Genomic DNA, 26,170 nt, shown 5'->3' with positions numbered 1-26,170 from the left:
GCCGCAGGGCCTTTCTTCGCAACATGATTAAAGGACTGTTCGCGCAGCGCTATTCTATCGCCTAGTGACGAGCAGGCAGACGGCTTAGCCGTCCGCCGTCTTCCCGCGCAGCCGGCGAACGCGGCCATCGTCCTCGTCGATCTTGGCGTCGCCGGAAACCTCTTCCGCTGCCGGCTCCGGCGCAAGGATTTCAGCGTCCGGCGTGACGGTATCCGGCTGGCGGTGGAACACCACATCGCTCTGCGGCAGCGGGATCTCGATCGCCTCCTGGCGGAAGCGCTTGAGGATCGCAATCCTGAGATCATTGCGCACCTTCAACCCGTCGCCCATGTCGCCGAGCATGAAGCGCAGCTCGAAATCCAGCGAGTAAGGACCGAAGCGCAGGAACTCCACATGCGGTTCCGGATTGCGCAGCACCAGCGGCACCGCATTCACCAATTCGAGCAGGATATCCATCACCTTCTGCGGATCGGAATCATAGCTCACCGAAACAGGGATTTCGGAGCGTCCCATCTTGTTGCGATGGGTCCAGTTGCCAACATTGGCGTTGATCAGCTCCGAGTTCGGCACGATGATCGACTGCTTGCGGAAGGTCTCGATCTCCGTCGCACGCACCGAGATGCGCTTGACGATACCTTCAGCGGTCCCCGAGACCACATGGTCGCCGACCTTGAACGGCCGCTCGACCAGCAGGATCAGGCCGGACACGAAGTTCGATACGATGTTCTGCAAGCCGAAACCGATACCGACGGACAGAGCCGAGGCGACCAGCGCGAAGCTCGACAGATCGATACCGGCCGCCGACACGCCGATCAGCGCCGCGATGCCGACACCCAGATAGCCGATGCCCGTCTTGACCGAGTTGCGCACGCCAAGGTCGACATGGCTGCGGGCCATGACGTTGTTATCAAGCCAGCGCTGGATCCAGCGCGTCAGGAGATAGCAGCCGGCGAACAGCAGGATACCCGTGAGGATGCCGACCAGCGAAATGCTGATGCCGCCGAGCCGGACTTCCGTGAACAGGCGATAGGCGATCAGCTGCAGGTCCTGCACATGGAAGCCCCAGAGCAGCAAGATCAGCGGAATACCTGTTGCCAGCGCCACGCCGTAGATGCAGAAGCCGACGAGCAGCCCGACCTGATCGATCACGACAGGCCCGAGCTTGAAACGCGACGCGAGATACTGGCCCGGCCGCGTATCGCCGAAGGTTTCCGTCCGCGAAATCGCCTTGCCCGAGAGCAGGCCGATATAGGTCGTTACGCCGATCGCGCCGGTAAAGATCAGCTGCGATGCGATGAAGCGCGCGAAACCGACATAACCGGTCAGCGCCGCGAAGATGAGACCGCCGCCAAGCACGCGGAGCACGATCGCCAGGCCCTTCGGCCAATGCCGACCAGGCGCATCGGGATCACGGCTCTTCGCCATCATCGGCCGCCCGAAGGACGCCGCGATCAGGATCAGACCGATGATCAGCGCCGCGATCCAGCTGCGTACGACGGTGAGAACCAGAGGCGAACCCATCGATTCGCTGATGCTGCCGAAGAAGAAGTCCAGCGCATGGACGATCGCCATCGCCAGCAGGCAGGCGCTGATCGAGCTCGCGCCGCGATTGGACAGTCGGACGAGACGCCACTGCGGATCGCGGGGCGCGAACACTGCATTGGTGAAGCGCCGAACGAAATAGATAACGCCGATCGTCGAGAACAGCGCCGCCACAACGGGCGCGATATCGGGTCTCAGGACATTGAAGCTATCGAGGAAGAGATAGGACGTGACCAACAGTGTCGCGAGCGACAAGGTTCTGACCAACGTCGACCAGAAGGCGATCGACAGCCGGCTGATATAGGAAGGCGGCTCGTCGCTCTCCTTGCGCTGCAGATAGTGCCCGAAGAGCCGGTAGCTGCCGGAGAGAAGGATCAGCGCCGTTGCGAGCGACATGAAGATTGCAGCCGCAAAGGCGAAGGCCTTGAACTTCAGCACGAAGCCCAGCCAGCTCGCCAGTGCCTGCTGGAATGCGCCCACTTCCTGGACAAACGCGGTGCCGGCATCGGCAAGCACGGAGGCGGAGATGTCGCTGCGGCGAAGCAGCGTTGCGGCAAAAAGCTTGCGGCGCAGTTCCGCGATCTGGTTGCTCATCCGGCCGAGCGAGGCGGTCAGCGTTTCGGCATCGCCCTGTACCACGTTGAGCTGCGCGCGCTCGGACATCAAGGCGTTTCGCTCGTTGGCGACGATCTCGGCCTCGGGCGGCTGCCCGTCCTTCGGCGGCTCGCCAAGCTCGGCCAGACGTGCCTTGATCTGATCGAGGCGTGGCGTGATACCACCGGCAATCCCGGCAACGCCGCGATTGAGCTCATCCGCCCGCCCGGCCAGCGCCACCAGTCCGTCATCGTCGTCGACGTTCTGCTTCAAGTTTTCCTGAAGTGCCGCAAAATCGGCCTTTGCCTTGGCCATGTGCTTGGCGGCCTGGTCGCCCGGCCCGCTCTGCGCCGGAGGATTCTGTGCAGCGGCTGGCTGAGCGCTCTGCGTAGGTGCTGCGGGTGGCGGGGTCTGCGCATGGCTGGAACCAGCGCCGGCCACGGCCAGCGAGACAAACAATAGGCTCTGAAGCAGAAAACGTGTCAGCCGCAAGGTATCCCCGCCAAGTTTGGTAGCAACTTCGGTAGTAAGAACGAGCGCCCGCTTTTCATAGGAAAGAAAGGCGACAGAAAGGCGACGCGGCTCGAAGCAATCATCTGAGCCCTCGCTATCACGTCACGATCCGGGCGGCGACGTGGAAATCGGCCGCACCTGGATAACTGACTAGGCACTACCGCTGACGCTTGTGTCCCGAAACCTCGGCGCCGGCATCATGAGGCAATTGCAGAAACCGCAGCGTCGAAACGACGCCGATCGCGCCGATGACAACGAAAGCCCAGCGAAAATCGACAAGCCCGGGATCGCTGAGCCCGCGAACGGCAGCCGACACGTTGAGAACGGCGGCCGCAATCGCAACACCGAGCAACATCGACATCTGCTGCAGCATGCTCGACAAGGTCGAGGCCGAACTTCTTTGCGCGCCGCTGATATCGGCAAAAGCGATCGTGTTGAGCGCGGTGAACTGCATGGAGCGCGACAGGCCGGTGATGAACAGCAAGGCGTAGATGACCAAACGCGGCGTCTCCGGCACGAGAAAGCCGCAGGCAGCAATTGTCAGTGCCGCGATCAACCCGTTGAAGAAGAGTACGGTCCGGAAGCCGAACCGCGCGAGCAACGGCGTCGTCACCGTCTTCATGCTCAGATTGCCGAGGAAATAGACCAGCAGGTAGATGCCCGCCTCGATGGAGCTCAGCCCGAAGCCGAGCTGGAACAACAGGGGCAGCAGAAACGGCGGCGCATTGATGGAGGTGCGGCTTGCCGTTCCGGCAGACAGCGTGGCGATGGCAAAGGTCTGCACCTTGAACGACGAGAGATCGAGCAGCGGATTGTCGACGCGCATGAAATGCCGATACGCCAGGAAAGACAGAACGATACCGGCAACCAGCATGGCGCCGACGGGCGCAAGACCGCCATGCCATTTCGCCGACAGTTCGAGCGCCGCCAGAAGCAGCGTCAGCCCGGCGCCGCTCAGGATAAAGCCGCGCACGTCGAGCCTTCCGGCATCCTCCTCGCGCTGCTCCGGCACGAAACGCCAGACAAGCGCCATACCGAGCACACCGATCGGAAGATTGATCAGGAAGTTCCAGTGCCAGCTTGCATAGGTGGTGATGACGCTTCCTAGCAGCGGCCCGATGACGGGTGCCGTCAGTGCCGGCCAGGTGATCAGCGCGATGGCCTGCACCAGTTCGGATTTGCGTGCGTTCTTCAGCACGATGATCCGCCCCACAGGCGTCATCAGCGCGCTGCCGGCGCCCTGGACCGCGCGGGCAAGCACGAATTCGGTCAGATTCTCTGAAAGCCCGCAGAGCAGCGAGGCGACCGTGAATACGGCGATGGACGCCATGAAGACGCGGCGCGCGCCGTAGCGATCGCCAAGCCAGCCGGAGAGCGGAATGAATGCCGCCATGGTCAGCATGTAGACGGTGATGCCGATGCTCATCGATATCGTGGGAACACCGAAGCTCGCCGCCATCTGCGGCAGCGAGGTGGTGACGATCGTACCGTCGAGAATCTGCATGAAGAAAGATACGGCGACGACCAGCGCCACTATTTTCGAACGGCGCGCGCTACCCGCGTCACCATCCGCCTCGACCGTCTCAACTGCTGTCATCAATCTGCCAATGTGAAATCTGGATCAAACGGCCGGCAACAGCACATGCGGCGTGGGGCGTCGGTCGACCCGATCGTAGATAGGCCCATCCCGCCGAGTGGGAAAGGGAAAAACGACCGGCGCGGGCAATTTCCATGAGCCGGCGCACATGACATCAATCAAATCTGCGGCATCATCAGCCGAGGATATTGGTGATCGCCCGCATGAAGACGCCGGCCCCGATCGGGATCAACGCCTCGGGAAAATCATAATCCGGATTGTGCAATTGCGGATGCGTTTCGCCCGACCCGAGGAAGAACATGGCCGATGGCGCGACGGTTCGAAACAGCCCGAAATCCTCCGAGCCCTTCATCGGCAGCAGGCGGCTGTCGCTCTGGTGACTGACGCCCTCGTCATCCAGCGCCCGCCGCAGCGCATCGACGGCTTCGGGCGAATTGAAGCACTGATGAAACACATCCTCGTAAGTGATCTCGATCTCAAGCCCGGCGGCATCCGCCTCGTTCTTCGCCAGCATTTCGGCGCGCTGCACCAGCCCGGCCATCCGCTCGTCGGTCAGCGTCCTCAACGTCGCCCATATCTCGGCCCGCCCGGGGCTGATGCCGAAGGCGGGCTCGCCGAGCCGGGCGTGGGTGACGGTCACCWGCGCGAAATCGGGACCGACAGGTGCGACGCTCCCAAGCGCCGTCAACCCGCCAAGCAGGCTCGCCAGCGCGAATGTCGGCGCAATGCCATCTTCCGGGCAGGAGGCGTGCGAAGTCTTGCCGTTGAGAACGATCTTCATCCCACGCGACGCGCAGTTGACCGGACCTTCACGCAGCAGCACATGCCCCAAAGGCACACCCGGAAGATTATGCAACGACAGCGCCATATCGGGCTTCAGCGTCGCGAACTGAGGATCGGCGAGCACCGCGGCCGCACCCGCGCCATTCTCCTCGGCCGGCTGAAACAGGAGGATCACACGCCCTTTGTTCGGCCGCTTCTGCCCGAGCGCCGTCGCAACCGCCATCAGGATCGACATGTGCCCGTCGTGACCGCAAAGATGCCCCTTGCCCGGGATCGTCGACCGGTATTCCTCGTTGGATATCTCCTCGATCGGCAATCCATCGAGCTCGCAGCGGATAAGGACCGTCGGCCCCGGAATGGCCCCGTCATAGACAGCGGCGACACCATGGCCGCCAAGGTTCGAGACGATCCGATCGGGCTTTGCCAGAAGCAGCGCCTCCTGCACCCGGCGCGCGGTCTCGACCTCTTCGCCCGACACCTCCGGATAGCGGTGAAGCTCGCGGCGAAACGCGGTGATATTTGAAAGCTCTTCCTGCGTCAGAAACATCGGCGTCATCCTGCAAATCTGCCGCATGCTATGTGCGCCTGACCTGGGTAGCAAGCCGCTTCGTGAAACGGGGAAGTTGTCCCGGATTGCCGAAAGCGCCGCAGAACTTTCGCTTTTCGGCTTCGGCTTATTTGTATATGTAAAGGCATATTCACAGGAGAACAGCATGGACGCGGATGAAGCCGACCGGTACCGGGCGCCTGCCTTGGACAAGGGGCTTGATATCCTCGAGCTTCTGGCGAGCGTCGAGGAGGGGCTCACCCAGGCTGAAATCGCCAAGCGCCTCGACCGCAGCCCCAACGAATTCTACCGCATGCTCGACCGCCTCGTGCGCCGTGGATATGTCACCAAGCTCGAGGGCGACCGGTTCACGCTGACGCTCAAGCTCTTCGGCCTGTCGCAGCTGCACGCCCCTGCCCGCCGGCTCGCCTCCTTCGCCATGCCGCTGATGCGCGATCTCGCGCAGCGCACCCGTCAGGCAAACCATCTCGTGGTCTTCGATCGGGGTTCCGCCGTCGTCATCGCCCAGCACGAGGCGCCGAATTACTGGGGCATCTCGATCCGCGTCGGCTCGCATATGAGCCTGCTCGAAACCGGCTCCGGCCACGTGCTGCTGGCCTTCCGCACCGATGAGGAACGCGAGATGATGATCGCCGAGCACGCCCGCGATCCCAAGGCCAAGCGGCTGGGACCGGAGTTCTACCAGCGCCTGTCAGATATCCGCGAACGTGGCTACGCGAAGATGCCGAGCGCCCAGACCGCCGGCGTCCACAACCTCTCCGCCCCAATCCTCGGCCCCGACGGCCGCGTCATCGCCGCCCTCACCTGCCCCTATATCGGTCTCGTCAACGCGCCAGACGCGCCCGATATCGATCAAACGATCGTCATGCTGCAACAAGCCGCCCGCGACCTCTCACTGCTGGCAGGATCGGACGTCAAGATCACGGGCTGAGCGGGCGCGAAAGCGTTCGCGATACGGCATCGCGCCAGCCGGCGATCTTCGCCTGCCGTTCGGTGTCCGGCATCGTCGGCAGGAACTGGCGGTCGCTGTGCCATGCTTTCGCGAAAGCGGCGCGATCCGGCCAGACACCCGCCCGCGACCCCGCAAGCCATGCGGCACCGAGAGCCGTCGTCTCCTGCGCTGCTGAGCGATCCACGGGATTGGCGACGATGTCGGCGAGGCGCTGCATCGTCCAGTCGGAATTCGTCATGCCGCCATCGACCCTGAGCACGGTCCCGGTCCGACGCTCGCCCCAATCCTTGCGCATGGCCACAAGCAGGTCCAACGTCTGGTAAGCGACCGATTCAAGCGCCGCATGCGCCAGCTCCGCCGGCCCGCTGTTGCGCGTCAATCCAAAGATGGCACCGCGCGCCTGCGGATCCCAATAGGGCGCGCCGAGACCGGTGAATGCGGGCACCATGTAGACGCGCTGCCCCTGGTCGGCCGCAACAGCCAAAGCGCCGCTGTCGGAGGCGCGCGAAATGAGGCCGAGTCCATCGCGCAGCCATTGCACGGCAGCACCCGCAATGAAGATCGACCCTTCGAGCGCATAGGTCGTTTCGCCGTCCAGCCGATAAGCGATCGTCGTCAGCATGCGGTTCGACGAGGCAACCCGATCCCCGCCGGTGTTGAGCAGCGCGAAGCAACCCGTCCCGTAGGTCGATTTCATCATGCCAGGATCGAAACAGGCGTTACCGATCGTCGCGGCCTGCTGGTCTCCGGCAACGCCCAGGATCGGGATTGCCGCTCCGAGGATAGACCTGTCCGTGACCCCGAAATCATCAGCGCAGTCATTGACATCAGGCAGCAGCGGCGCCGGTATTGCAAGCACGCCCAAAAGCTCGTCGTCCCAAGTCGCATCGGTGATGTTGTAAAGCATGGTGCGCGAAGCGTTCGTCGCATCGGTGGCGTGAACCCGCCCGCCCGTCAAATTGAAGATCAGCCAGCTGTCGATGGTGCCGAAGCAAACACCGCCCATCCGTGCGCGCTCCCGCAGCCCGTCGACATTGTCGAGCAGCCAGCGCAGCTTGGTGCCGGAGAAATAGGGATCGAGCAGCAGCCCCGTCTTGGCGCGAACCAGCCTCTCGTAGCCGTCCGCCTTCAAGCTGTCGCAGATCTCGGCGGTCCGCCTGTCCTGCCAGACGATTGCCCTGTAAAGCGGCCTGCCGGTCTTGCGGTCCCACACAACGGTCGTTTCACGCTGGTTGGTGATCCCGATCGCGGCGATCGCCGAAGCCGCGATGCCCGCCTTGTCGATCGCCTGCCGGGCGGTGGCGACGACGCTCTCCCATATCTCGCAGGCATCATGTTCGACCCAGCCCGCCTGCGGATAATGCTGCCGGACGTCCATCTGCGCCGAGGCGACCATCGTCATTCTGTCGTCGAAGATGATTGCCCGCGACGACGTCGTGCCCTGATCGATCGCCAGAATGAACCCGCCCATGATCTGTTCCGACTGAATAGGAGTACCGTTCCCGCCGTTCGAACGGCAGGTTGCCAACATGGATTTGAAAATGGAGAGAACCGGCGACAGCCTTCGCACGCCGCCGGCATGGAGATTGGCCGGGGTTTGAAACCCCGGCCTGGCGCCCGTTACTGGGACTGCCAGCTCTTGACCAGTTCGTCGTAGTTGACGGTAACCGGCTTTTCCTTCTCGTTCTCGATCTTCAGCTGGGGAGCGAGGTTGCCCTTGGCGACCGCGTCCTTGTTCCAGTATTCGAGATCATGCTCTTCGGCGAGCTTCGGGCCGATATCGCCCTGCACCTTGGCGCGCTCGAGGCGCTGCAGGACCTTTTCCTGCTCGGCGCAAAGCGAATCCATGGCTTCCTGGGCGGTCTTGGCGCCTGAGGACGCATCGCCGACGGCCTGCCACCAAAGCTGTGCCAGCTTCGGGTAGTCAGGAACGTTGGTGCCTGTTGGAGACCACTGCACGCGGGCCGGCGAGCGATAGAACTCGACCAGACCGCCGAGCTTCGGAGCGCGCTCCGTGAAGCTCTTGTCGCGGATGGTGGATTCGCGGATGAAGGTGAGACCGACATGGCTCTTCTTCACGTCGACCGTCTTCGAGGTGACGAACTGCGCATAGAGCCATGCGGCCTTGGCGCGGTCGTCGGGCGTCGACTTCATCAGCGTCCAGGAACCGACGTCCTGATAGCCGAGCTTCATGCCGTCCTTCCAGTAGACGCCGTGCGGGCTTGGTGCCATGCGCCACTTCGGCGTGCCGTCCTCGTTGACGACTGGCAGACCCGGCTTGACGGCATCGGCCGTGAAGGCTGTGTACCAGAAGATCTGCTGCGCCACTTCGCCCTGCGCCGGCACGGGGCCGGATTCGGAGAAGTTCATGCCCTGCGCCGCCGGCGGTGCATAGGCCTTCAACCAATCCAGATACTTCTGGATCGAGTAGACGGCAGCCGGACCGTTGGTATCGCCGCCACGCGCGACGCATGAGCCGACGGGACGCGAGTTCTCGTCGACCTTGATGCCCCACTCGTCGACCGGAAGACCGTTCGGAAGGCCCTTGTCACCGTTGCCGGCCATCGACAGCCATGCGTCGGTGAAGCGCCATCCAAGCGACGGGTCCTTCTTGCCGTAGTCCATGTGGCCGAAGACCTTCTTGCCGTTCACTTCGCGGCCGGTGAAGAACTCGGCGATATCCTCATAGGCAGACCAGTTGACCGGAACGCCGAGATCGTAGCCGTACTTCGCCTTGAAGTCCGCCTTGTTCTTCTCGTCGTTGAACCAGTCGTAGCGGAACCAGTAGAGGTTCGCGAACTGCTGGTCGGGAAGCTGGTAGAGCTTCTTGTCCGGCGCGGTCGTGAACTTGGTGCCGATGAAGTCGTTGATGTCGAGTCCCGGATTGGTGACATCCTTGCCTTCCTTTTCCATCCAGTCGGTCAGCGAGCGGGCCTGCTGGTAGCGCCAATGGGTGCCGATCAGGTCGCTATCGTTGACATAGGCGTCGTAGATATTCTCGCCCGACTGCATCTGCGTCTGCAGCTTTTCGACGACGTCACCTTCGCCGATCAGGTCGTGGGTGATCTTGATGCCGGTGATGGCGGTGAACGCCGGTGCCAGCACCTTCGATTCATATTCGTGGGTGGTCAGCGTTTCGGAAACGACCTTGATGTCCATGCCGGCGAAGGGCTTCGCGGCATCGATGAACCATTGCATTTCCTTTTCCTGGTCCCCACGGGAAAGCGTCGAAAGATCGCCGACTTCCTTGTCCAGGAATGTTTTCGCCTCGTCCATGCCGGCATAGGCGGAACCCGCCATGGCCAGCAAGATGCCTGCTGTTGTCGCTAGTAGATGCCGTCGCATGATATCCTCCCAAGGTTTGCGATTGCAGTCTTCACGTCAGGCGGCCAGTACCCCCGGCCATCTGTATCTCCCTGGCCTCACACGTAGCGGAACACGCCGATGGCGTAGACTACGGCAAGCCCAAGAGCCCACCACAGGTTGGGCCCGACGAGGCCCAGCCATGCGAGATGAATGAACGCTGCTCCCAGCAGCGAAATGAAGAGACGGTCTCCCCGCGTGGTCTCGAACCTCAAGACCCCCACACGCGGCGATCCGCCCGGCGCCAGATACTCCCAGACGCTCATGCCGATCAGGAGCACGAGGATCGTGAGAAAGAACAATGCGGTCGGCAGCGTCCACGCCATCCAGGAAAAGTTCATGTCTGGTCTCCCCTTTTAGACGCGGCCGAGCGCGAAGCCCTTGGCGATGTAGTTGCGGACGAAATAGATGACGAGCGCGCCGGGAATGATGGTGAGCACGCCGGCCGCCGCCAGCACGCCCCAGTCCATCCCCGAGGCCGAAACCGTACGCGTCATGATCGCCGAGATCGGCTTGGCCGCCGTGGTCGTCAGCGTGCGGGCAAGCAGCAGCTCCACCCACGAGAACATGAAGCAGAAGAAGGCCGCCACCCCGATCCCCGATGCCACCAGCGGCATGAAGATGCGGATGAAGAAACGCGGGAACGAGTAGCCGTCGATATAGGCCGTCTCGTCGATCTCCTTCGGCACACCGGACATGAAGCCTTCGAGGATCCAGACCGCCAGCGGCACGTTGAACAGGCAGTGCGCCAACGCCACCGCGATATGGGTGTCGATCAGGCCGAATGCCGAATAGAGCTGGAAGAACGGCAGTGCGAAAACGGCGGGCGGCGCCATGCGGTTGGTGAGCAGCCAGAAGAACAGGTGCTTGTCGCCAAGGAAGCGGTAGCGCGAGAAGGCATAGGCCGCAGGCAGCGCCGCCAGCACCGAGATGACGGTGTTCATGACCACATAGGTGATCGAGTTGATATAGCCGTTGTACCACGACGGATCGGTGAAGATGATCGTGTAGTTCCTGAGCGTCGGGTTCTGCGGCCAGAGCGAGAAGGTGCCGGTGATCTCGGCGTTCTCCTTGAAGCTCATGTTGACCAGCCAGTAGATCGGCAAGAGCAGGAAGATGATGTAGACGGTCGAGACGACCCAGGAGAAGTTGGCGGCCGGCTTGTATTTCATCGTCTGTGTTGTTGCTTGGGCCATGGTTCTCTCCTCCTCACGCGTTCTCGTCGCCGCTGGTCATCACGGTGTAGAAGATCCATGAGAGCAGCAGGATGATCAGGAAGTAGATGATCGACATCGCGGCCGCCGGACCGAGGTCGAATTGACCGACGGCCATCTTCACCAGATCGATCGACAGGAAGGTAGTCGAATTGCCGGGTCCGCCGCCGGTAACGACGAAGGGCTCGGTATAGATCATGAAGCTGTCCATGAAGCGCAGCAGCACGGCGATCAGAAGCACGCGCTTCATCTTCGGCAGCTGGATGTAGCGGAACACCGACCAGCGCGACGCACCGTCGATCTTCGCCGCCTGATAATAGGCATCCGGGATCGACACGAGGCCTGCGTAGCACAGCAGCACCACAAGGCTCGTCCAGTGCCAGACATCCATGACGATGACGGTGATCCAGGCATCGACTGGATCGCGGACGTAATTGTAGTCGAGCCCGATCGCCTCCAGTGTATGGCCGAGCAGGCCGATATCGACGCGACCGAACACCTGCCAGATCGTGCCGACGACATTCCACGGGATCAAAAGCGGCAGCGCCATCAGCACGAGGCAGACCGGCACGCCGATCCCCTTCTTCGGCATGTTGAGCGCGATGAAGATGCCGAGCGGGATCTCCAAAGCCAGGATGATCAGCGAGAAGGCGAGATTGCGCTGCAGCGCTGCCCAGAAGCGGTCGGATTGCAGCGTCTGCACGAACCAGTCCGTGCCCGCCCAGAAGAATTCGTTGTTCCCGAAAGTATCCTGCACCGAGTAGTTGACGACGGTCATCAGCGGGATCACCGCCGAGAAGGCGACGAGCACCAGCACCGGCAGCACCAGAAACCAGGCCTTGTTGTTCCAGGTCTTGTTCATGGCTCAGCCCTCCCTGCCGACGCGCCAGGAATCGGCGTAGATGTTGATGGCCTTGGGATCGAAGGTGACCCGCGCCTCCGCGGGGATCTCGGCATCCTCCGTCAACACGATGGCGATCGGCTGGCCCGCGAAATCCGCCCGCACGATCTTCTGCCGGCCGATATCCTCGACCCGGTTGATGGTGACGGGCATGCCCTCGCGCCCGAGGCGGATGAACTCCGGCCGGATGCCGAGCTCCGTCTTGGCGCCCGCGGCAGCCTTCGGCGCGTAGTCGAGAGCCAGGGTCTCAGCGCCCATCGTTACTCTATTGCCGTCGAGCCTTGCCGGCAGGACGTTCATGCCGGGCGAGCCGATGAAGTAACCGACGAAGGTGTGGCTCGGCTTTTCGAAGAGCTCGGCGGGCGTGCCGATCTGCACGATCTCGCCCTCATACATGACGACGACCTTGTCGGCGAAGGTCAGCGCTTCCGTCTGGTCGTGCGTGACATAGACCATCGTAAAACCGAACTGCTTGTGCAGCCGCTTCAGCTGCGAGCGCAGCACCCATTTCATATGCGGGTCGATGACCGTCAGCGGCTCGTCGAAGAGGATGGCGTTGACGTCGCTGCGCACCAATCCCCGGCCGAGCGAGATCTTCTGCTTCTGGTCGGCGGTAAGCCCCTGCGCCTTGCGCCGAGCCATGGGCGTCAGATCGATCATCTCGAGAATTTCGCGAACGCGACGATCGACTTCGGGCTCCAATACGCCGCGATTGCGCAGCGGAAAGGCCAGATTGTCGTACACGGTCATCGTGTCGTAGATGACGGGGAACTGGAACACCTGCGCGATGTTGCGCGCCTGCGTCGCCAGATTGGTCACGTCCTTGCCGTCGAACAGGATGCGGCCATGCGAGGGCTGCAGCAGGCCGGAGATGATGTTGAGAAGCGTCGTCTTCCCGCAGCCCGACGGCCCGAGCAGCGCATAGGCGCCGCCGTCGTTCCATTCGTGGTCGACTTCGCGCAGCGCGTAGTCCTTGTCCGATTGCGGGTTCGGCCCGTAAGCGTGGCGGATGTGGTCGAGCGTGATGCGTGCCATGTCCCTACCCCTTCAAGCCGCTGCGCCGGACGAGATCGCCCGGCCGCTGGTGTCGAACGCCATCAGGTGGCGGCCATCAAGAAACACGTCGATATCGGTATCCGGATCGATGTCGTGAATACCATGCGCCAGCATAACCCAGCGCACACCCTCGTAATCGAGATAAACGAAGCTCTCCGAGCCGGTGATCTCCGATAGCTGCGTGCGCGCCTTTAACCTCACTGCACCCGGCGTCTGCGCCGCAAGCCCGAGATGATGCGGATGAAACGCCACCGTCACCGGCCCATCGGCCATGCCGGCCAGATGCGCCGGCACCGCGAACACATCGCGCCCGTCGCGCTGGAACGTCGCGCCCGCCTTCACCACATCGATGAAATTGAGCGGCGGATCGGCGAAGGTCTTGGCGGTGGTGAGATCGCGTGGGCTCCGGTAGACCGAAATCGTCGGCCCGAACTGTGTCACTCGCCCTTCCGACAGCGTCGCCGTATTACCGCCGAGCAGCAGCGCTTCGGATGGCTCGGTGGTGGCATAGACGAAGATGGCGCCCGATTGCGCGAAGATCCTGGGCAACTCGGCGCGCAGTTCCTCGCGCAGCTTGTAGTCGAGATTGGCAAGCGGCTCGTCCATCAAGACGAGGCTGGCGTTCTTCACCAGCGCGCGGGCAAGCGCCGTGCGCTGCTGCTGGCCGCCGGAGAGATTGAGCGGCGTGCGGTCGAGATAGGGCGTCAGCCGCAGGAGATCGGCGGCCTTGCGCACCTCGCGATCGATCGTGGCGGCATCCTTGCCCGATATCCGCATCGGCGAGGCGATGTTTTCATAGACCGTGAAGGCGGGGTAGTTGATGAACTGCTGGTAGACCATTGCGACATTGCGCTTCTGCACCGGCATGCCGGTGACATCGACGCCATCGAAATGGATCGTCCCGCTGGTCGGCCGGTCGAGCCCGGCCATCAGCCGCATCAGCGACGTCTTGCCAGACAGGGTCGGCCCCAGGAGCACGTTCAGCGTGCCGCGTTCAAACGCGAGATCGGTCGCGTGGATGTGCGTATCCGCACCCACCGTCTTTGCGATGTTTCGCAATTCCAGCATTCAGGTTCCCGTGCCTCCTCACAGCGGGGACCACATGCCGCTCTTTTATCCGGCCATCTGAGCCGGTAGCGCGGCCATGTACTCCTCCAAAACCGCGGCTTGCTCCCTCGTCAGGCGCAAGCCCTCCTTCGTTCTCCTCCAGAGCACGTCATCGGCGTGTCGCGCCCATTCGTGCTCGATCAGGTAGCGGACCTCCACCTCATAGAGGTCGCTCCCGAAACAGCGCCCGAGATCCTCTGTCCCGCGCGCCTGTCCCAAAAGCACCGCGGCCTTCGTGCCGTAGCGGCGAACGAGGCGGCGGGCATGCGTATCGATAAGAAACGGATAGCTGCCCTTCAGCTTACGCACTTCCGCCTCGTACCCCTGAGCCGGAAAATCGCCGCCCGGCAGATGGCTCTTGGCCGTCCACGGGGCACCCTTGGCGCCGATTGCCGCGCCGATCTTCTCCAGCGCGTGTTCCGACAGCCGGCGATAGGTGGTGAGCTTGCCGCCGAACACATTGAGCAACGGCGCCGGCGCGCCCTCGCCTTCGAGCTTCAGCACGTAATCGCGCGTCGCTTCCTGCGCCTTCGACGCTCCGTCGTCGAACAGCGGGCGCACGGCCGAATAGGTCCAGACGATATCTTCCGGCCGCACCGGCTCGTTGAAATACTCGCTCGCGGCCTTGCAGAGATAAGTCGTCTCTTCGTCCGAAATCTTCACATCCTTCGGATCGGCCTTGTAGTCGCGATCGGTGGTGCCGATCAGCGTGAAATCCTGCTCGTAGGGGATCGCGAAGATGATTCGGTTATCGGGGTTCTGGAAGAAGTAGGCTCTGGGATCGTTGAACTTCTTCTTCACGACGATATGGCTGCCCTGGACGAGGCGCACATGCCGCGCCTCGTTCTGCCCGAACGCGGCGCGAATGACGTGATCGACCCAGGGACCCGCCGCGTTGACCAGCATCCGCGCCTGAAAGTGCCGCTTCTCGCCGGTCACCGTATCCACGGTCTCGATCGCCCAGACACCGTTCTCGCGATGCGCCGAGACGACCTTGGTGCGCGGCATGATCAGCGCACCCTTGTCGGCCGCGTCGCGCGCATTCAGCACCACCATGCGGGCATCGTCGACCCAACCGTCGGAATATTCGAACGCCTTCGAAAACAGCGCCTTCAGCGGCTTGCCCGCCGGATCGCGGCGCATGTCGAGCACCTTGGTCGGCGGTAGAAGCTTGCGACCACCGAGGTGGTCGTAAAGGAACAGCCCCAGCCGGATCAGCCATGCCGGCCGGATGCCGCCCTTGTGATAGGGCAGCACGAAGCGCATCGGCCAGATGATATGCGGCGCCATCACCCAGAGGATCTCGCGCTCCATCAGCGATTCGCGCACCAAACGAAACTCGTAATGCTCGAGATAGCGCAAGCCGCCGTGAATGAGCTTGGTGGCACCAGAGGACGTACCGGAGGCGAAATCGTTCATCTCGGCCAGCGCAACCGAATAGCCGCGCCCGATCGCGTCACGCGCAATACCGCAGCCGTTGATGCCGCCACCGATAACGAAAAGATCGTGAATCTGACCGCTCACGCGTCCCATGCCCCCAGAAAATGCCGCAACGCAAACAAGACAACGCAATTGCGAAAGCGAAAACAGTTAAAGCGAAACTTATTCGAATGTCAAACGAATGTTTCGCACAGTTATGCCGCGCGCCGATGTCGGGCGTGTGACAGCGCGAAACGCCTGCGCTCGAAATTATCGAGGAATTTCAATTGGGCTCGGCAACCCGGAAATAGGCGCGAGGCGGCGCGCCAAGCATGCGCTTGAACATGGTGGTGAACGCCGCGACGCTTTCGTAACCGAGATCGAACGCAACTGTTGTGACCGGCTGGCCCGCCGCCAGCCGTGGCAACGCCGTAAACAAGGCAGCCTGCTGCCGCCATGTCGAAAGGCTGATGCCGGTCTCGCGCCGGAATGCGCGGGTGAACGCCCGCCGGCTCATGTTCAGCTGCTCGGCCCAATCGTCGATCAAGAGCCGCGCGGTTGGGTTCGCCAGAAAGGCGCGGCAAAGCCCCGCAAGCCTCGCGTCACCCGGAATGGGCAGGCCAAGCGAACGGTCCGGCAGCCGCGAAATCTCCTCAAGCAGCAGCGCCACCACCAGCCGCTGGCGCCGCGAACCCTTGAGATCACCACTCGGAGACACTGCTTCGATGATCAGCGCACGCGCGAGATCGGTGAGCCCGACCACACGAATGGCCTCAGGCAGCGCGACCAACGCGTCGGAGCTGATATAGGCCGAGAGCATGGTGACCTCGCCCAGCATATCCACCGAGTGATCCAGTCCGGCCGGTATCCACAGCGCATGCTCCGGCGGCACCATCCAGCGCCCCTGCCGCGACGACACCATGACCACGCCGGTGCGCGCATAGACGAATTGCGCGCGGCTGTGCCGATGGGCCGCCACATGATAGCCCGAGGGGTACTCGGACGGGATCGTGTGAACCGGCTCGGACGCAGCCTCGATGGCCGCCAACCGCTCGACATGGAGCTTGGCCAGTTCGGCCGATGTCATATTTTGCAACGCTTTCATAAGCCCTGGCCCAATCGCGAAAGAATGAGACCAAAACACGAAAGCGGGACTATCACAAGGAGACTATGCGGATAGTCAGTTTCTCAGGAGGAACATCGTGACTACAGGTACAATGACGGCGGAGAAACACTCCGCGGAACAGACGGTTTTCAGCATCATCATGGCAGTCAGCTTCTGCCATCTCTTGAACGACACGATGCAGTCGCTCATCCCGGCCCTCTATCCGATGATCAAGGACGGCTACGGTCTCGACTTCACCCAGATCGGCCTGCTCGGCCTGGTCTTCCAGGTCACGGCCTCGCTGCTGCAGCCGCTGATCGGCATCTACACCGACAAGCGCCCGCTGCCCTATTCGCTGTCGATCGGCATGGGCTTCACGCTGATCGGCCTGGTGCTGCTCGCCTATGCGCATGCTTACTGGGTGCTGCTCGTCGGCGCCGGCGTCGTCGGTCTCGGCTCGGCGGTCTTCCATCCGGAATCCTCCCGCGTCGCCCGCCTTGCGTCGGGCGGACGCCACGGTCTGGCGCAATCGCTGTTCCAGGTCGGCGGTAATTTCGGCTCCGCCATCGGCCCGCTGGCCGCCGCCTTCATCGTGTTGCCACGCGGCCAGACCAGCGTCGCATGGTTCTCGGTTGCCGCATTGACGGGCATGATCATCCTGTGGCGCGTCGGCGTCTGGTATTCGAACCACCGCCGCACCAATGCCGGCCGCAAGGCTGCCATGCCTGCCGTCGTGCTGCCGCGCGCCAAGGTGATCATGTCGATCGCGGTCCTCGCCATGCTGGTCTTTTCGAAATACGTCTACATGACCAGTCTTTCGAGCTACTACACCTTCTACATGATCGAGCGTTTCCAGGTGTCGGTCCAAGAAGCGCAGATCCTGCTCTTCGTCTTCCTGGGCGCGGTCGCCATCGGCACGGTCGCCGGCGGCCCGATCGTCGACTGGTTCGGCACCAAATTCACGATCTGGTTCTCGATCCTCGGCGCCCTGCCCTTCACGCTGGCGCTGCCCTATGCGGGCTACACCTGGACGATCGTGCTCACCTTCGTGATCGGCATCATCCTGGCGTCGGCCTTTTCCGCCATCGTCGTCTTCGCGCAGGAACTGGTGCCCGGACGCGTGGGCATGATCGCCGGCCTGTTCTTCGGCTTCGCCTTCGGCATCGGCGGCATCGGCGCGGCAGCACTTGGCATGGTGGCGGACCGCATGGGCATCGTCTTCGTCTACAACATCTGCTCGTACCTGCCGCTGCTCGGCCTGCTCACCGTCTTCCTGCCGGACCTCGGCAAAGGCAGGCGCCACGCAACGGCCTCGAAGTAGCCGAAAGCAAGCCGCAGCATCATCAAAACCACAAAAGGCCGAAGCACCCGCTTCGGCCTTTCGTCTTTGAATGTCATGTGAAGCTTTTGAGCCGGCCCGAATTCCGGACAATAAAAAAGGCCGGGGCGAAACCGCACCGACCTTCCTATTCGCATCTCACACCAGTGCCAGTACATCCGTGGTCAAAAGCATAAAAGCGATACCGGCAACTGCGAGCGTTCGCTGTGTGGAACACTGACCAGCAATGCCGATGAACCTCATATGGTAGGTCAATGTGGCGAATTCAAGTCCGAGGGGGAGTTTTGCACGCACGAACCGACATCGATGTTAGGCGGCCTTGTCCTTGCGCATGGAGGATGCCAGGCTTTTTTCGATCGTCGCGATCCTTTCGCGACGACGTTCGAGCTTTTTGTTGCGGCGGCATGTTTTGCCCGCTGTAGCCTGTCGGCTTGCCTGAAGCTGCTCGATGTAGACGGTCTCGCCTTTCGGGTTCGAAAGTCGGTCGAATATCCAGCAGAAGGACGCGGAGAGTTCCTTGACCTTGTAGAGCGGCGTATGCGAGGCCTGATCCTGATCAAGAATTTCCTGAAGCACGACCTGATCCCAGATATCTGGATCGCTGTCGCAGCGCTCTTTCCACACTTCCAGAAGCCGGAGCGTCGCTGGCGTATCGTTCAGCAGAATGGTCGCGGAAATCAGCCGGTCGCCCTCGCGATAAACTGCCACATCGCAGTCATATCCGGCCAGCACCGGCCACGGGTCACGATGGAACACCGCATCGACGTCGACGTAGAGCAGCGGGCCAGGAAATTTCCTGCGCGCCTCTAGGAGAAATGTCGGCTTGAGCGCCGCATTGCGCACCCACGTTCCGGCACTCTCGATCGCCGTTGTATGCACCGTCAGGCCAAGACGCTCAGCAGACGCCACCATGCGCGCTGCCTCGTTCGCATAAAACGAATCCGCCGTGTGAAAGGCGACGATGTCGCCCTTGAAGCCGTGGGATAAGACGATCTCCGAATCCGTCGGGAAAGATACGACGTGATCGCGGTACTTGGCTTTCGACTTGCTGAAGAGGTCAAGGAACCGGTAAAATAGGTTCGTGGTCATACTCAATCCTGGCTGTCCATGTCGGACAGAAAATTTAGAGCGTCAGACCGCGACGGAATCCCTGACTTTGTTTTCGTTGGGCAATTAGGCGCTGACCTCAGGTGTTGGCGGAACAAACATCACAACAATGCGGAATGGAGTCTCATAACCTCACACCGATCCGGAACCACCGGTTAATTGTGCCGGCGGGGAAACCAGGCAATGCTGTATCGTTGTCAGAGGCTGCCCGATGCGCATACGTTTTACAGCCATAATCGCCGCTAGTGTTTTGACCCTCCTCCTTGGTTCCATTGCGTCCGCAACGTCAATGCCTCCGCTGGCGTCGGAACCGGAACAGAGCGCTGCCATGTCGTTCTACCGAATGAAGAGATGTTCGGCACTCCATTTTGCTATGGGCAAGATGCTTGAAGATGCCGAACAAGAGGACGTAGTAGATATCGCTAAGAAGCACTTGGTGTCTTCGTTTTACTTTCAGACCTTTGCGATAGATGCCGGCTTTCGCTTCGGCTCCAGTGCAAAGGTGATCAACGACGACATCGAGGCCATTGCGATCAACTATTTCGGGATGTGGCGTGAAAACGCGCTGGCAACCGGGAACAACTTCGATCCGGTAACAATCTCCGATTCGAGTTATTGCGTCGCCTATCTGAACATGATTTTGGGTCGAAAATAAATCTGCGCAGAGAAGCACCCTCGAATAGGGCGATCACCCAGACCCCCAATAACCCAGGCCGCCAATCGTAGACTGGTAGACAGAACATGCCCGAGGGAGAAAAAGCAACTAGACTTGAATTCAATATCGCAAAGCCAGATGGACCTTCGCCAGACCTTGTTATTCACTTCAAACACAAGCGAAGGACTTTATGAGGACCTCCTTTCAGGGAAACTCAACGGCGTCAGCGATTTGGCCATTGGCAGCGCGGAAATGACGAACTTCGTGAGTAGTAAAACGTTGTGATCTCCAGGCTGTCACTATCGGCGGGATCGCCATCGTTCTCCTGTAGTTGCTTGCACCATCACCTCCGACCCTTTTCGAAAGAGGGTCGGATATGTCACGGAAAACTTCCATTACGAGTGCACGGTCGAAAGCAACAGCGAGGGGCTATGAACTCCTGGACGCAGAGTTTCGTGGTTACAAGCATCAGCATTCGTTTCGTTGCGCCGCCAACCACGTATTTCTGGCCAGAGCAGGTAACATTTTCTCAGGTGTTGCTGGGTGCAGAGACTGTTGGGAAAATCGACGAGGCGATCATACTCGGATCGACGAGAGCCATATATTAGAAGCCGCTGAGCGGTTTGAGTGCCAGGTCGTCACGGACCTTAGCTCGTTCAAGAACACGAAGCAGCGTATCGACGTTGTCTGCGGTGGCGGCCATGCCTTTGATATTGAGGTGGGCTACCTGCTTGGAACGAAGGTAAAAGTCCTTTGCGCTGTATGCCGCGACGACAACGAGCCAGAACGGATAGCGAAGAATGGTATAGCCAGGCTGGAAAAGCTCGTTGAGAAACACGGCGGCACCGTTCTCTCAACCTGGGAGGAGTGGCCAGGAGACCGCGGCAAGTGTCGTATTCACTGTCCTATGGACGCCGGTCACGAGTTCAAAGCGAGTCTGTCAAACATCAGGAAGGGCAACTTCTGCGACATACATAAGCAACGCCGAAAGGTGTGGAACCTTCAAATGCTTCAGCACGCTGCAGCGGAACGTGGTGGGGCATGCTTGTCGCCAGAGTACCACGGAACGACCGAAAAACACCTTTGGAAGTGTATCGCTGGGCATGAATGGAAGGCTGAAGCCTATCGGGTCGTGACCGAAGGGACATGGTGTCCGCACTGCCCAAAGAAGGGAGAGCTTCGCTGCCGCGCCATATTTTCCCAGATTTTCGGCGTCGATTTTGCCAGTCAGCGGCCCGACTGGCTTCGTGAGGCGGCAGATACTCCACGTCTTGAGTTAGACGGGTATGGTCTTGAGTACGTCATTCCATCGGGACCCCATATGGGGTTGGGTATCGCCTTCGAATATCAAGGTAGGCAGCACTACGACGCCACCGTGTTCCACTCGAGCCAAGAAGCCTTCGAGGACCAAGTCCGGAGAGATGAAATCAAGCGACTACGATGCAAGCAGAATGGCGTAGTCCTGATCGAAGTGCCGTATTTCGACAAGCCATACGCCCCAGATGATCTCCTATTTCCGATTGTCTATGACCTCTTGAGAGCAGCCGAGGTTCCAATACCTGTTCATGTGGCGCAAACACAGGCTGAGAACTACAGTTCCGATTACCGATCGACCTTCATGACAATCGTGGCCGAAAAGGGATACACACTTTTCGATGAATACGCAGGAGAAGGCGTGCAGCTGAATATGCTCTGCCCTATCGGACATGCAATTAGGCCGACTCCATTTAATGTCCGCCGTTCCACAACATTCATATGTCGGCGCTGCAAAGTAGGAAATCTTCGAAGACGAGTAGAGCGGCAACGAGCAGATGGAACGAAACAGTAGCACTTTCTGACCGGCGATCACCATACCCGTAAACCTCTGATACGATTCAGGAAAAATCGGGGAAGAGAGAATGAGAATCGCCAAGGAACTTTTTTGTCAAGCTGCTGTCGCTATAACGGCATCGCTTGTAACTCTTTACGCCGATAAAAGCTGGCCAAAACGCGAGGAGCCGCGGCCAGTCGTCTTTCATCAGAAACGGCCGGGCCTGAACGGAACCTTTGAACACGTCTATTACATCTGGAACGCACGAGGAGACACGTTCTCGATCGAGGCGCGAAATCGAGGCCTCGACAACGTCTCGCTGTACGGCCAAGAGGTCTTCGAGGTCAACAAGCAGCCTGCGGGATGGACATTCAAGAGTCAGCTCCCAGATTCGCTAGCAATCATCGCGGGGACATCTTCTAGCATCAATCCGATTACTTTCACCATAGGTGGCAAGGAGCTGCGGGCATTTGCACTCGACGCGCATCAGCAAATGGACAAATGGTTCGACTGGGTAAGAATTGCCGATGAGCTCAAGATGGATCGGCTTCGGGCGATCACCAGTCGCCTCGAGGCGAAGATACACTATTTCGATTTGGGTACTTCTGGCGCACCTGTTGTTACAAGAACGATAGATATTCCACCAGTTAACGCCGAAGACTACCGGGACAGTTCTGAAGACGAACTTCTCGCTCGCGTGAAAGGAAGCCCCGTGAGTCCTCTTCCACCGCCCAGAGGGATACCGAAACCCAAGGGTGGCCACACCAAACCCTACGATAGGACTCAAGGAAATACCCCGCGGCCAGAAAGGTAAATGCTACCACCCGCGGTTTTCGCCCACGCCCCTAACAGCGATCGCTAAAATCGATCGCTCCCTCCGCGTTCCCCGTTAACCTTTGATTCACGGATGCGGTGTATAACCGATCACAGGACTGACCAACCAAGGGAATACCTTGATGATGTCGATAGCCACCATGGCGCTGATATGCGGAATATCCGCATCGCGATCCGCAGGCTGACGACGGGTTCTGTCTTACTGGCGCATACGCCGGGCCTTTTTGACCACCCCGAGTACCAGTGAATTCTGTTTGTGTAATCGAGGTGGTGCCAATGTCTTACTCCCCAGATTTTAAAATCCAAATTACAGCCGAGGCGCGTCTTCCATCAGAGACGGCCACCATTCGCAACATCCAACTCCTCATGCGGAGCATACGCGGGTTCTGACGCCCCCATCCGGGCCGATTCCCGATTTTGTTCTCCCGTGACGTCGTCTTGACGGCTCACGGCATGCAGGAGGTGTGTGGTGAAGGCGCATTTTTACCCGTTCACGGGACAGGTCACCCCTGTCGCGATGGAGATGCTCGTCTCTCTCGGTGTGCCGGCATCGACCGTCGGCGCATTGCGGTTGCAATTCGACGCGTCTGTCTTCGAAAACCAGACAGGTGCGTCGGTTTCCAACCGCGCCGACCGATCAAAAGGAGGCTCCCGTGGATAAGACGGAAGCCATCCTCGAGGCGATCTTCTCCGATGCCCACGTGCCCGTCCGCAAGGTCGGCCGCAGCATGTACGGCACCGGCCACGCCGTCTCTCACCCGTCGTCGAAGGTTCCCAAGGGGATCATGCGCGCACGTTCGCCTTTGATGGCGGACGGGCTGCTGCATCTCGACACCGACCCGAACGTGGTGCGGATGTCGCCGTATCCTTTGGTGGCCCTCCATTGGTCCACGGACGACAACGTGACGGTCTTCAAGCGCGAACACATCCCCGACATGGCGATCGAGCTTGCCGACGGCAGCGTGGTCTTCGTCGACTACCTGTCACGGGCCGAGCAGGCCGCCACGCCGGAGTTCCAGCGCCGTGTGGCGGAGCGTATCCGCCATTTCGGCGACGAGTTCGGCTGCGCTTACCAGGTGCTGGACGAGCGCACGGTCCGCATCGAGCCGCGGCTGTCGAACGTGCGTTTGATGTGGACCCACCGCGAGCGCGAGACCGAGCCCCGTTCGCTGTCGCACGCACGCGAGGCGCTGCGCCGGACGCCGCTGCCGAACACCATCCGAGCGGTCTCGGACAATGCCGACATCTCCCGCCAGGCGATCCGCTGGGCGGGCGACGAACTGCCGACAGCGGTCGAGGAGACCAACCTGGTGTTCACGGCCGTGATGCAGCTGGCGATGCGCGGCGAGGTCCTGCTCGACCTCGGCCGCCCACTGACACTCGATTCCACGATCCATGAGGGGACGAAATGACGATCAACTCGAAAACCTTCGAATTCCTGTCGGAGAAGGTCATCCGCCTGCTGTCGCCGGCCGACCTGAAGCTTCCGGAGACACCTGCCGACCATGTGAAGGCTCCGTCGCAGAACATCCTGCCGGGTGACGAGTTCATGGTCTACGTGGAGGACAAGTCGGTCTGCGGCCACTACGTCGCCAAGGAATGGACGAACGGATCGCCGAACGCGCCTCGCAAGCTGGTGCTGGTCGACAACGAGTACCAGGTGCCGCTGTGGCTGTCGTCGTGGCAGATCGACTGGCTGAGCATGCAGGGCCGCATCCGCACGGTCCACCAGTCGCCACGGCCGCATTCGAAGGTCGAGCTTCCGGACAATCCGCTTGGGCTGACGGAGTACCAGAGCCGTCATGCACATCGGCTGCTCGCCTACGTCGATCACTACCGCGATCTGTGCATCAAGGAGAACCGTGGCCAGCCGAGCGTCGCGTTGATGAACCGTGCGCGCGACGAGGTCGCTGCCAAGCGCGGCGAGCGCCCGCTAGGCAAGACGGCGATCCACGAGGCGATGGTGAAGCTCCGCGACCGCCGTAACATGGACCGCGTGTGTGCGGTGGCTCCGCTGCCGAACAACGGCAATCCTGGTGGCCGTCTGGGCGAGAAGCTCGAGGAAGCGGTCCAGAAGGCCGTGCGTATCGCATGGACCGTTCCCAAGGGAACGTGGCTTCAGGTGAAGGCACAGCTCGAGAAACTGTGTGATGCCGAGGACGGCGAGTACAGCGAGCTGGCCGAAGAGGCCAAGAATGTCTCGAAGAGCACGCTCCAGCGCCGTTTCGCGGGCGTCGACCTCTATACGCGCACCTTCCTGCGCTACGGGGAGGAAGAGGCAAACCGCATCAACGCCATGTACATGCGCATCGCCCGCCCCGGCCATCCGCTGGACGTCGTGGATATCGACCATACGGCCTTGAATGTCGTGGTGTACGACGAGCTGGTTCCCGTCAGCTTCGGCCGCCCGGACATTATCGTGTTCCGCGACCGTCATTCGGGTGCGGTGATCGGCTTCCATATCGGCTTCGAGGCACCGTCCTTCGCGGGTTTCCTCGCTGGCCTGAAGCACACGGTCTACCCCAAGGACCCGCAGTCGTTGCCGCCCAAGATGAAATGGCCATGGTACGGGATGCCGGTCCGCCTCGGCGTCGACCAGGCGAGCCATTTCGTCGGCGGCGACATGGAGAACGCGCAGCGCGAACTCGGCTTCCAGGTGATCGAGTATCGCCCTGGCCGTCCGTGGGAAAAGGGCGCGACGGAGAAGCTGTTCTCGATCCTCGGGATGAAGATGATCCACAGCCTTCCCGGCGCGACGGGAGCGACGCCCGACGAGCGCAAGAAGTTCGACGAGGATGCGGAGAAGGCAAAGCCCGCGATCTCGATCCAGGAGCTGTACGGTTTCCTCGCCTACTACTTCGCGGAAGTCCACAACCGATCGCTGACGGCCGGCATCGGCCCGCTGATCACGCTCAAGGACACGCCGGCGAAGCTGTGGGCGGAGGGCATCCCGCACGCCACGATGCGTCCGCTGATCGATCCGGCGGTGTTCACCCGCCTTGTCGGCTACACGCAGGAGGTCACGATCCAGGCGGACGGCATCCGCATCAACTACCTCCACTACATGTCGGCGGAGCTGATCGCGCTGCGCTCGCATCCCAAGCACAAGATGGGGAGCCACAAGGCGGCGATCGGCAAGCACAGCGCCACGAAGTACACGGCGACGATCGATCCGAACGACCTCGGCCGCATCTGGGTGCGCGACCCGTACCGCAAGGTGATGATCGAGGTTCCGATCATGGACATGGAGAAGCGTTACGCCAACGGGCTGTCGCTTTACCAGCACAAGAAGATCGTCGAGTACCACCTCAAGGAGTCCGGGGATGCGCCCGGCGTCGGCGAGCTGACGGAGGCGCGGCGCAAGCTCGAGCTGATGCTTGGCGATATGCATGCCAAGCGCCGGCAGCACAACACGGCCATGAAGCTCGCGCGGTTCCTGACGGGCCAAGCCGCCAAGATCAGAGGGTCGGAGGTCGTCGAGCTCGCGCCGAACGGCTCGGTCAGCACGCATATCGACTACGCGCAACCCGAGGTCCAGACGCCGGAGGCGAAGCTCTCCACGCGCGGCCGCGGGCTGATGCCCGGTGACGACCACACCACCGTCGTCGAGGTCGCCGAGCAGACGCCGCCCGAGGCCGAGTCACCGCCGGAACCGGCCGTCGCCGACATCGAAACCCTGAAGGAACGACACAAAGGATGGGAAGACTGAAC

At 61.2% G+C, this 26,170-nt stretch carries 21 protein-coding genes; 8 read left to right on the top strand and 13 right to left on the bottom strand.

Annotated features, from left to right (window positions below):
* Window positions 1-84: 84 nt before the first annotated feature.
* From AC1DOG_RS03065 to AC1DOG_RS03055, 3 genes are all read right to left on the bottom strand, one after another.
* Window positions 85-2,628: a mechanosensitive ion channel domain-containing protein gene (locus AC1DOG_RS03065; RefSeq protein WP_477926782.1), complete on the bottom strand. Its 2,544-nt coding sequence runs from the start codon at window positions 2,626-2,628 to the stop codon at window positions 85-87.
* Window positions 2,629-2,806: 178 nt separating this feature from the next.
* A complete protein-coding gene (locus AC1DOG_RS03060; RefSeq protein ID WP_477926781.1) occupies window positions 2,807-4,246 on the bottom strand; it encodes an MFS transporter in 1,440 nt (479 codons plus the stop codon).
* A 175-nt stretch (window positions 4,247-4,421) separates the two neighbouring features.
* Window positions 4,422-5,576 (bottom strand): amidohydrolase, encoded by a 1,155-nt coding sequence (locus tag AC1DOG_RS03055; protein ID WP_477926780.1) that lies wholly within the window; start codon window positions 5,574-5,576, stop codon window positions 4,422-4,424.
* A 166-nt stretch (window positions 5,577-5,742) separates the two neighbouring features.
* Between AC1DOG_RS03055 and AC1DOG_RS03050 the strand changes: the two genes are divergently transcribed.
* A complete protein-coding gene (locus AC1DOG_RS03050) occupies window positions 5,743-6,528 on the top strand; it encodes an IclR family transcriptional regulator (RefSeq protein ID WP_477926779.1) in 786 nt (261 codons plus the stop codon).
* Here the strand turns inward: AC1DOG_RS03050 and glpK are convergent.
* The 9 genes from glpK to AC1DOG_RS03005 form a co-directional block, all read right to left on the bottom strand.
* Window positions 6,518-8,020 (bottom strand): glycerol kinase GlpK, encoded by a 1,503-nt coding sequence (glpK, locus tag AC1DOG_RS03045; RefSeq protein ID WP_477926778.1) that lies wholly within the window; start codon window positions 8,018-8,020, stop codon window positions 6,518-6,520. The genes AC1DOG_RS03050 and glpK overlap by 11 nt on opposite strands.
* 149 nt (window positions 8,021-8,169) lie before the next feature.
* Complete coding sequence (locus tag AC1DOG_RS03040; RefSeq protein WP_477926777.1) at window positions 8,170-9,894, bottom strand: ABC transporter substrate-binding protein; 1,725 nt, start codon at window positions 9,892-9,894, stop codon at window positions 8,170-8,172.
* 77 nt (window positions 9,895-9,971) lie between these two features.
* Window positions 9,972-10,253 (bottom strand): DUF2160 domain-containing protein, encoded by a 282-nt coding sequence (locus tag AC1DOG_RS03035; RefSeq protein WP_113198489.1) that lies wholly within the window; start codon window positions 10,251-10,253, stop codon window positions 9,972-9,974.
* 15 nt (window positions 10,254-10,268) lie between these two features.
* Window positions 10,269-11,084 (bottom strand): carbohydrate ABC transporter permease, encoded by an 816-nt coding sequence (locus AC1DOG_RS03030; protein WP_477926886.1) that lies wholly within the window; start codon window positions 11,082-11,084, stop codon window positions 10,269-10,271.
* Between the two features lie 37 nt (window positions 11,085-11,121).
* Window positions 11,122-11,988, bottom strand: coding sequence for a carbohydrate ABC transporter permease (locus tag AC1DOG_RS03025; protein ID WP_037178749.1), 867 nt, complete (start codon window positions 11,986-11,988; stop codon window positions 11,122-11,124).
* 3 nt (window positions 11,989-11,991) lie between these two features.
* A complete protein-coding gene (locus tag AC1DOG_RS03020; protein ID WP_477926776.1) occupies window positions 11,992-13,062 on the bottom strand; it encodes an ABC transporter ATP-binding protein in 1,071 nt (356 codons plus the stop codon).
* A gap of 12 nt (window positions 13,063-13,074) precedes the next feature.
* Window positions 13,075-14,151, bottom strand: coding sequence for an ABC transporter ATP-binding protein (locus AC1DOG_RS03015; protein ID WP_477926775.1), 1,077 nt, complete (start codon window positions 14,149-14,151; stop codon window positions 13,075-13,077).
* 45 nt (window positions 14,152-14,196) lie between these two features.
* The gene (gene glpD, locus AC1DOG_RS03010; RefSeq protein WP_477926774.1) at window positions 14,197-15,723 is read right to left on the bottom strand and encodes a glycerol-3-phosphate dehydrogenase; all 1,527 of its coding nucleotides are present in this window, start codon (window positions 15,721-15,723) and stop codon (window positions 14,197-14,199) included.
* 169 nt (window positions 15,724-15,892) lie between these two features.
* Entirely contained in the window at window positions 15,893-16,696 is an 804-nt protein-coding gene (locus AC1DOG_RS03005) for an AraC family transcriptional regulator (protein WP_112980561.1), read from the bottom strand.
* A 130-nt stretch (window positions 16,697-16,826) separates the two neighbouring features.
* On the opposite strand from AC1DOG_RS03005, the gene AC1DOG_RS03000 reads away from it, so the two are divergent.
* Window positions 16,827-18,035: an MFS transporter gene (locus AC1DOG_RS03000; protein ID WP_477926885.1), complete on the top strand. Its 1,209-nt coding sequence runs from the start codon at window positions 16,827-16,829 to the stop codon at window positions 18,033-18,035.
* Between the two features lie 327 nt (window positions 18,036-18,362).
* On the opposite strand, the gene AC1DOG_RS02995 is transcribed toward AC1DOG_RS03000, so the two are convergent.
* Window positions 18,363-19,142, bottom strand: a complete 780-nt coding sequence (locus AC1DOG_RS02995; RefSeq protein WP_477926773.1) for a putative nucleotide-diphospho-sugar transferase — start codon at window positions 19,140-19,142, stop codon at window positions 18,363-18,365.
* Between the two features lie 229 nt (window positions 19,143-19,371).
* Here AC1DOG_RS02995 and AC1DOG_RS02990 point away from each other — a divergent pair, with 229 nt between their 5' ends.
* From AC1DOG_RS02990 to AC1DOG_RS02965, 6 genes are all read left to right on the top strand, one after another.
* Complete coding sequence (locus AC1DOG_RS02990; RefSeq protein WP_477926772.1) at window positions 19,372-19,815, top strand: hypothetical protein; 444 nt, start codon at window positions 19,372-19,374, stop codon at window positions 19,813-19,815.
* Window positions 19,816-20,191: 376 nt separating this feature from the next.
* Window positions 20,192-21,643: a zinc-ribbon domain-containing protein gene (locus AC1DOG_RS02985; RefSeq protein ID WP_477926771.1), complete on the top strand. Its 1,452-nt coding sequence runs from the start codon at window positions 20,192-20,194 to the stop codon at window positions 21,641-21,643.
* A 70-nt stretch (window positions 21,644-21,713) separates the two neighbouring features.
* Window positions 21,714-22,439, top strand: coding sequence for a hypothetical protein (locus AC1DOG_RS02980; protein WP_477926770.1), 726 nt, complete (start codon window positions 21,714-21,716; stop codon window positions 22,437-22,439).
* A gap of 489 nt (window positions 22,440-22,928) precedes the next feature.
* The gene (locus AC1DOG_RS02975) at window positions 22,929-23,120 is read left to right on the top strand and encodes a hypothetical protein (protein ID WP_477926769.1); all 192 of its coding nucleotides are present in this window, start codon (window positions 22,929-22,931) and stop codon (window positions 23,118-23,120) included.
* Window positions 23,113-23,871, top strand: coding sequence for a hypothetical protein (locus tag AC1DOG_RS02970; protein WP_477926768.1), 759 nt, complete (start codon window positions 23,113-23,115; stop codon window positions 23,869-23,871). Before AC1DOG_RS02975 ends, AC1DOG_RS02970 begins: the two co-directional genes overlap by 8 nt.
* Complete coding sequence (locus tag AC1DOG_RS02965) at window positions 23,868-26,168, top strand: Mu transposase C-terminal domain-containing protein (RefSeq protein ID WP_477926767.1); 2,301 nt, start codon at window positions 23,868-23,870, stop codon at window positions 26,166-26,168. Before AC1DOG_RS02970 ends, AC1DOG_RS02965 begins: the two co-directional genes overlap by 4 nt.
* The last annotated feature ends 2 nt before the right edge of the window (window positions 26,169-26,170 follow it).

Source organism: Rhizobium sp. 01N48 (genome assembly GCF_056399145.1).
The sequence above is the reverse complement of the archived record's forward strand: the minus strand, read 5'-3'. Positions and strand labels throughout refer to the sequence as shown.

Bases quoted from the DNA above. Each gene is read 5' to 3' on its own strand.
- AC1DOG_RS03060 (WP_477926781.1), bottom strand. From the start codon at position 4,246: ATGACAGCAGTTGAGACGGTCGAGGCGGATGGTGACGCGGGTAGCGCG.
- AC1DOG_RS03050 (WP_477926779.1), top strand. From the start codon at position 5,743: ATGGACGCGGATGAAGCCGACCGGTACCGGGCGCCTGCCTTGGACAAG.
- glpK (WP_477926778.1), bottom strand. From the start codon at position 8,020: ATGGGCGGGTTCATTCTGGCGATCGATCAGGGCACGACGTCGTCGCGG.
- AC1DOG_RS03040 (WP_477926777.1), bottom strand. From the start codon at position 9,894: ATGCGACGGCATCTACTAGCGACAACAGCAGGCATCTTGCTGGCCATG.
- AC1DOG_RS03035 (WP_113198489.1), bottom strand. From the start codon at position 10,253: ATGAACTTTTCCTGGATGGCGTGGACGCTGCCGACCGCATTGTTCTTT.
- AC1DOG_RS03030 (WP_477926886.1), bottom strand. From the start codon at position 11,084: ATGAAATACAAGCCGGCCGCCAACTTCTCCTGGGTCGTCTCGACCGTC.
- AC1DOG_RS03025 (WP_037178749.1), bottom strand. From the start codon at position 11,988: ATGAACAAGACCTGGAACAACAAGGCCTGGTTTCTGGTGCTGCCGGTG.
- AC1DOG_RS03020 (WP_477926776.1), bottom strand. From the start codon at position 13,062: ATGGCACGCATCACGCTCGACCACATCCGCCACGCTTACGGGCCGAAC.
- AC1DOG_RS03015 (WP_477926775.1), bottom strand. From the start codon at position 14,151: ATGCTGGAATTGCGAAACATCGCAAAGACGGTGGGTGCGGATACGCAC.
- glpD (WP_477926774.1), bottom strand. From the start codon at position 15,723: ATGGGACGCGTGAGCGGTCAGATTCACGATCTTTTCGTTATCGGTGGC.
- AC1DOG_RS03005 (WP_112980561.1), bottom strand. From the start codon at position 16,696: ATGACATCGGCCGAACTGGCCAAGCTCCATGTCGAGCGGTTGGCGGCC.
- AC1DOG_RS03000 (WP_477926885.1), top strand. From the start codon at position 16,827: ATGACGGCGGAGAAACACTCCGCGGAACAGACGGTTTTCAGCATCATC.
- AC1DOG_RS02995 (WP_477926773.1), bottom strand. From the start codon at position 19,142: ATGACCACGAACCTATTTTACCGGTTCCTTGACCTCTTCAGCAAGTCG.
- AC1DOG_RS02990 (WP_477926772.1), top strand. From the start codon at position 19,372: ATGCGCATACGTTTTACAGCCATAATCGCCGCTAGTGTTTTGACCCTC.
- AC1DOG_RS02985 (WP_477926771.1), top strand. From the start codon at position 20,192: ATGTCACGGAAAACTTCCATTACGAGTGCACGGTCGAAAGCAACAGCG.
- AC1DOG_RS02980 (WP_477926770.1), top strand. From the start codon at position 21,714: ATGAGAATCGCCAAGGAACTTTTTTGTCAAGCTGCTGTCGCTATAACG.
- AC1DOG_RS02965 (WP_477926767.1), top strand. From the start codon at position 23,868: ATGACGATCAACTCGAAAACCTTCGAATTCCTGTCGGAGAAGGTCATC.